Source organism: Motilibacter peucedani, from assembly GCF_003634695.1.
Classification (GTDB): Bacteria; Actinomycetota; Actinomycetes; order Motilibacterales; family Motilibacteraceae; genus Motilibacter; species Motilibacter peucedani.
Map to the genome: position 1 here is coordinate 43,863 of NZ_RBWV01000003.1, position 6,249 is coordinate 50,111.

Sequence of the window (6,249 nt, forward strand, 5' to 3'; positions counted from 1 at the left end):
GAGGTCAGGCCACGTCGTCGATGACACCGGAGGCACCGTCCTGCTCGGCGGGGCTCTCGCCGCTTGCGTCGGTGGAGGACGGCTCGCTGGCTGCAGCCCGGCGCCCGGACCGTGCTCTCGTCGGTCGAGAGGGCACCGTGTGTCCAAGGTTGGTCAGTGCGTCCGGCGTCCACCCGGCCGCGAGCGCGGACTTCCATGCCGCGGCGTACGTGGCTTCTGCAGCGGTCACTGACGCCTGCGCGTCGGCCACGAGCTGGTCGGCCTGGCGTTGCGCATCAGAGATGAGCTCCGCCCCCCGGGTGCGTGCGGAGTCGACACCGACGGTCGCGTCTGCGCGCGTGGCCGAGGCGGCTCCAAGCTCGCCGGCGGCCTTCACCATCGTGTTCTCCAGCAGCGCCTGCGCCGCCCGCTCCGCGTCTCGCCTCGCGCTCTTGCTGTCCGCCATGGCACGCCTCCTCCGTTGTCAACTATGGCTTACAGCAGGCTACCTGAGACGCGGACGTCTCAGCTGAACCGCGTGCCTCTGGCGCGGACCGCCCCCTCGTGGGGCAGTCGTAGGAGCGCGGCCGGTTGCCCGGCGCGCGCACTGTCGGCGGGCATGAGGGCGGCGCCGTGGGGAAGTGCAAATGCGGAAGCAAGATATGGTTTTGGCTACCAGACCTCTCGCGCTGCGCGCGCTCGGTCCGCTAGCGTCACCTGCAGAGCGAGACCCGGCAGGGTCCCTTAGAAGCTCAGAGCCGATGACCGGGCGCGGTCACGGCACAGCAGAACTCGAAAAGGCGAGAGAGGGGGAGTGGCGGTGGACGAGGCGAGCGGCCCGGCTGAGCAGGGGTCACGGGCCGGCGAGTCTCCTGCCGTTGGTCGGCATCGCGAGCACCAGTTCCCGGGCCGGCCGCACCGGGTCCACGCGCGGTTCACCGTCGAGGAGTGGGTGGAGCTGACGCAGGCGGCGGAGCGGGCGGGGCTGACGCCGACCGGCTATGTGGCGGCGTCGGCGATGGCGACGGCGAGGGGTACGACCCCGCCGGTGGGGTCGGTCGCGCGTGACGCACTGGGCGAGTTGATGGACGCTCGGCGGGCGCTGACGGCGTTCGCCACGAACGTGAACCAGGCCGCGAAGGTGCTGAACTCCGGCGGGGAGGCGCCGGAGTGGCTGGCCCGGGCGGCCGGACTGTCGGGGCAGGCGGTGCGGCGGATCGACAAGGCGACCATCGAGCTGATGCGCAAGATGCCGTGAGTGTCTTCGACCGCGTGCTGCGCGGGTTCGCTGCTGTGGCCCTCGTCGTCGCTGGGGTCTTCGCGGCGCTGGCGGGAGACTGGCCGGGGTCGGTGTTCTACGCGGTGTTGCTGACGTGGGGCGTCGTGATGACGGTCAGGCAGCTCCGGCGACGGGACCTTGAGCGGTGATCGGGAAGGTGCTCCGCGGGCACAGCGTCGGCGGGTTGCTGCGCTACCTCTACTCCGAGTCCCCCGCGCAGCAGGGCGAGTTGGGTGGCCGGTCGCGCCACGAGAACCCGCACCTGGTCGGCGCGTGGGACGAGACGGTGTGGTCACTACCGGAGCTCGAGCCCGCGGTGCGGGCCGCATCCCGCGACTTCATCCCGCTGACCGCGTTGCTCGAGGCGCCGCTGGCGCGGGCGCAGGTCGGCCGGGAAGCCGAGCCGGTGTACCACCTCATCCTGCGCAACCACGCCGATGACCGGGTCCTCACCGACGCCGAGTGGGGCGAGATTGCCCGCGACACCCTCGACCGAGTGGGCGTGGCACCCGCCGGCGACGACGGCGCCGGGCGGTGGATCGCGGTCCGGCACGCCGACGACCACATCCACATCGTCGCCACCCTCGCCCGGCAGGACGGGGCGCGGATCTGGCCGCGCAACGACTACTACCGCGTCCGCGAGGCATGCCTCGCGGCGGAGGAGCGGTACGGGCTCAGCGTCCGCACCGCCGACGGGAACCGCACCGCGGACCCGCGTGCCTCGCGCGCGGAGCAGGAGAAAGCCGTCCGAGTCGGGCGCCCGGAGCCGGCTCGGGAGACGCTGCGCCGGCTGGTGCGCACCGCCGCCGCTGGGTCGGAGTCGATCGAGGAGTTCGTCGCCCGGGTCGGTGCCAGCGGGGGAGTGGTGCACCTTCGCGAGTCCCAGCGGAACCCCGGGCAGGTCACCGGCTACGCCGTCGGCCTGCACACCGATACCGACCGCACCGGCCGGCCCATCCTCTACAGCGGCGGGAAGCTCGCCGCCGACCTGTCCCTGCCCAAGCTGCTCGCCCGATGGGGTAGCGACCCTTCCACGAGCCCGCACACCGTCCGCGCCGAGGACCTGCGGGCGAGGGTCCGGGCCGCCGCCGACCGGGCGAGCGGGGTCGAGGAGTTCTTCTCGCTGCTGTCCCAGGACGGCATGCTCGTCCGCCGCCGGGAGTCCCAGCAGCACCCCGGCCAGCTCACCGGGTACGCGGTCGCCCTCGACGACGGCAGCGGCGACCCGGTCTTCCACGGCGGCGGCCGCCTCGCCGCCGACCTCACCCTGCCTCGGCTGTCGGCCTGCTGGGGCGGGCAAGAGCCTGACGCCGGCGGCACCGCAGCGACGGGACCGGCCGGTGCGACAGCGCCGAGCGAGCCGGTTCAGCCGACCCGTAGGCAGCGCGGTGGCCGGGTGTCTCTCAGCGCCGAGGAACGTCGGCGCGTGCTCGAGCAGGCGGCGACCGCAGCCCGTGACGCGGTCGAGCAGATGCGTGGCAACGCTGGCGGTGACCCGCGCCTCGACGCCGACACGGCCTGGGCGGCGGCCGACTACCTCGCCTCCGCGGCCCGGGTGGTGGAAGGCCCTGCAGGTGGCTCGCTGACCCGTGCGGCCGGCATGTTCACCCGCGCCGCGAGGGAGCCGTACGGCCGGGTCCCCGAGCCCTCCACAGCCGGGCACGGGCTGCGCCTCGCCGCCCGTGCCATGACCGCCGCTCAGCGCGTCGCACGCGACGACACCCGCCAGGTGCTCCAGCTGCTCGCCCAGATGGCCGCCCTCGCCGACGCGATCACGCGGTTGCGCGAGACCCAGCAGAGGGCCGAGCAGGCTGCGGCCGCCCGCGAGGCGGCCGACCTCGTCCGCGGGGATTACTACCAGCGCGCGGCCGCCGCGCCCGCCGCCGCGTACTCCCATGCCGCTGCAGTCCCCGACGAGCAAGCCGCCGCAGCCCGCGCAGCGGGCGAGCCGGCTGGGGCCGGCGCCGACGCGACGACCCGGCGACCTGGCCGGCCGCGGCTCCCCACGCTTGACCCCAAGGCGATGCCCCAGCCGAAGCGCCAGCCGGGCCAGCGGCGAACTGACTGACCCTCGTACACCTGTTCGAGCAATGCCATGCTGAGGGCATGGCCGGCGGGATGACTCCGGGACGGGGGCCGACGCTCGCTGAGCGGACCGCCGCAGCCCGGCTCGCGCAGATCCCTGAGAGCGTCCGGTCTCGGCACTGCTGGGTGATCGACCCGCCGCAGCGACCCGGCACCTGGCCGGGAATCGTCCTTGAGTGGAACCGCGGCACTGACGGCTGGCACGGCCGCGTGGCCTACCTCGTTCAGCTCGACGATCAAGCAGCGCTGGTGATCGCCGAACTGCCGGCCGAGGCCCTGCGCCCTCTCGAGGGCTAGACCGCACAGCACGAGGGGCCCGGCGATTGCCGAGCCCCTCGTGGGATGGCGAGCCGCCGCTACGCGGCGGCAGTTGCCGCGGGACCGTCCTCCTCTGGCTCCGGCAACTCTAGGAGGAGCACCTTGCCGGTCTCGTGGACCACCCTGTCGACCCTGACGTAGACCTCGTCGCCCTCGGCGAGCTCGCCCGGCGCGTTGAGGTCCTTGCGCAGGTCTTCGGTCATGTCCTTGGCCAGCAGCATGGCGGGCCTGGTGAACCCGTCCAACTTGACCAGGCAGTAGCCGCCTCGACCGTCCTGCTCAGGCACGACGCGCGAGATTGCGCCGTACCCCTGCCAGCCGACCTGCGGCAGTGAGCCGGTGAACGAGGCGGGCGCCGTCGTCGCGGAGGAGACGCTGCGCAGCTCCAGGGTGACGCGTCGCTGCAGCGTGTCGACCTTGAAGACCTCGACGTCGACGGAGTCACCGACCTGGAGTTGCCGGCCACGCAGCTGACCGGAGGGGACCAGGCCGTTCACGGGGCCTTCCACCTTCACGAAGGCTCCCAGCCCGTCGATCACGTTCCTCACCACGCTGGTGAACACTCGACCCACGGGGAACTGCCTGGCGATCTTGGTCCAGGGGTTCTCCTCGCCCGCGAGGAGGGTGTACTTCAGCCCCTTCTCGGGGTCGACCGTCGCGGACCCGTTCACCCTCGTGCCGACGGGGAACCGGCGGCTCATGTCGGTGATGATCTTCGCGTAGTCGACGTCGGCGTTGCTGAGTTCTGCCACCCCGCCGTCGTCGAGGCGGATGGTGGCCGCCTCGTTGTCCACCGCGATGACCTTGCCGGGCGCCTGCTTGCTGGAGTAGCCCTGCAGCGGTGCAAGGGTGTTCTCCTCGGCCGGCTCGTCGAGCAGCGCTTGGATCTGCTGCTCGATCTCGTGCTTCGCGCGCATCGTCTCCTTGAACGTCTCCGCGTAGCGGATGTAGCGGTCTTGCCCGCGAACGTCCGAGGGGATGTCCATCTCGTTCTGCGTCAGCACGATGATGCGCTTGTTCAGCATGCGCGCCATCGCGAACTCGTAGGCGACGTTGGGGTTCCTGGTGGTGCAGTCGCAGATGACGATCTCCGCCCGGCAGATGCTGCGGAAGATCAGCTCGTCGACTGCGGTCGGCCCGTAGACCTCGTCCACGCGAAGCGGGGTCAAGCTCAGCCCCTCGAGCGTGGGCTTGAGGACGTCGCCCCAGAAGTCGTCGAAGTTGAAGGTCGGGCCACCCGGTGAGAGCTCACGGGTGCCGTAGGGCATCGCGACGAAGACGACGCCCGGCTCGGGGTTGTAGGTACGGGTGTACGAAGGAGGCATGACGCCCACCTCTCTGCTACGGGACGTGGTCAACGTCCCGGAGAGACCGGCGTCCCCAGCCGCCATGCCCAGCCAGTAGCTGGGGCCGCCAGCCTCACCATCAGGATGCGGGGAAGGGCTTTCCCCTAGAGCCACTGGGGCTTCAGGAGGAGTCACTCTCCTGAGTCATGCCTTCATGGCCTTGAAGGTATCGTGCCTCAGATCACACTCGGTGACAAGCACTTGTTGGCGACCTAGCCCGGAGAAGCGTGAAGGCCGCGAGCCCAAGCGGCCCCGGCCTTCGTAGGTGCGTGCCGCGGTGACTAGTCGCGCACGCATCCTCGCCTGCCAGCAGTTCGATACAGAACTCGCCGGCGCCCTGTTTATGCATCCTGATGGGCCGGTAGGCGGCACCCACCGTCCGAACCAACGGCTAAGAAGCCGTCGTAAACGGACCCCGCTAGTGTGCGCCATAGTTGCAAGAGATTGCAAGGGGGCTCGCCGATCCGTCAGGCGAACGGACGAGCTGCTGCGCTCGTTCCACGGCGCCGGTTCCCGCTCGCGCCTGTCTGCCTTGGCTCACGGCTCACAGTCGGAGCCCCCGGCGCTCGGGGAGGGGCGGAGGACGCCTCAGCAGGCATCACGGACGCGTCCTCCGCCGCACGGGCAGGTGCGCCGTTGAGAAGGCGACGCGGCGAGTCAGGAGCCGCCTTCCACGTCGGCGGCGCTGCGGTAGCCCCTGTGGCCGGGGACGGGCCGTGCAGCGTGGCCGCCCCCCCATCTGCCGCACGACGCGTTCGGGTGGCAGGTTGGCGAGCTCGCCAGGGAGCGCGGCTGGCATGGCCTCGTGGTTTCCTCGTCCAGCTCGACGACGGTCCGACTCCGTAGTCACCGAGCTGCCGGCCGACGCTTGCGCCCGCTCGAGGACTGAGGGCGACCAGCGCGAGAGGCCGCCGGTTGCGGGAGCGCTCGGCGTCCCGCTGCACGAGACAGACAGGACGGGTGGCCAGGCGAAAGCCCTGCTGATCCGCAACGCCCTGGCTCACGCTGGGGTAGATGCAGCTGTCGGGCTAGCCTCCCGCCCCGGCGTTGGGCTGAAGCAGGCTTGGCACCAAGCTGACCTAGCGATGTACGCGGATAAGCGGAGCGAAGGACTTACTCCGTCGTGAGGACTCGACGGGTCGCAGGACGACTGGTAGTGACGGGTATCGCTGCCGGCCGTATCAGGGTGTAGGGGACGCGTCAGCAGTCCTCATGCACGACGAGAAGGTGGCGTCGGTCGGG

General features: G+C 71.2%; 6 protein-coding genes. 4 read left to right on the forward strand and 2 right to left on the reverse strand.

The window, feature by feature from the left end; translation table 11 throughout:
- Window positions 1–4: 4 nt before the first annotated feature.
- On the reverse strand, window positions 5–445 hold the full coding sequence (locus CLV35_RS01235) for a hypothetical protein (RefSeq protein ID WP_121191615.1): 441 nt from the start codon (window positions 443–445) through the stop codon (window positions 5–7).
- Between the two features lie 354 nt (window positions 446–799).
- Between CLV35_RS01235 and CLV35_RS01240 the strand changes: the two genes are divergently transcribed.
- From CLV35_RS01240 to CLV35_RS01250, 4 genes are read left to right on the forward strand one after another with little or no spacing between them, the layout of a single operon-like run.
- Window positions 800–1,237, forward strand: a complete 438-nt coding sequence (locus CLV35_RS01240; protein WP_121191616.1) for a plasmid mobilization protein — start codon at window positions 800–802, stop codon at window positions 1,235–1,237.
- Window positions 1,234–1,407: a hypothetical protein gene (locus tag CLV35_RS19815; RefSeq protein WP_183061577.1), complete on the forward strand. Its 174-nt coding sequence runs from the start codon at window positions 1,234–1,236 to the stop codon at window positions 1,405–1,407. Before CLV35_RS01240 ends, CLV35_RS19815 begins: the two co-directional genes overlap by 4 nt.
- A complete protein-coding gene (locus tag CLV35_RS01245; protein ID WP_121191617.1) occupies window positions 1,404–3,326 on the forward strand; it encodes a relaxase/mobilization nuclease domain-containing protein in 1,923 nt (640 codons plus the stop codon). The genes CLV35_RS19815 and CLV35_RS01245 overlap by 4 nt, the downstream gene beginning before the upstream one ends.
- 38 nt (window positions 3,327–3,364) lie before the next feature.
- A complete protein-coding gene (locus tag CLV35_RS01250; protein ID WP_231121292.1) occupies window positions 3,365–3,640 on the forward strand; it encodes a hypothetical protein in 276 nt (91 codons plus the stop codon).
- Between the two features lie 59 nt (window positions 3,641–3,699).
- Here CLV35_RS01250 and CLV35_RS01255 read toward each other — a convergent pair whose 3' ends face one another.
- The gene (locus tag CLV35_RS01255; RefSeq protein WP_147431836.1) at window positions 3,700–5,142 is read right to left on the reverse strand and encodes a S1 RNA-binding domain-containing protein; all 1,443 of its coding nucleotides are present in this window, start codon (window positions 5,140–5,142) and stop codon (window positions 3,700–3,702) included.
- Between the last annotated feature and the right edge of the window lie 1,107 nt (window positions 5,143–6,249).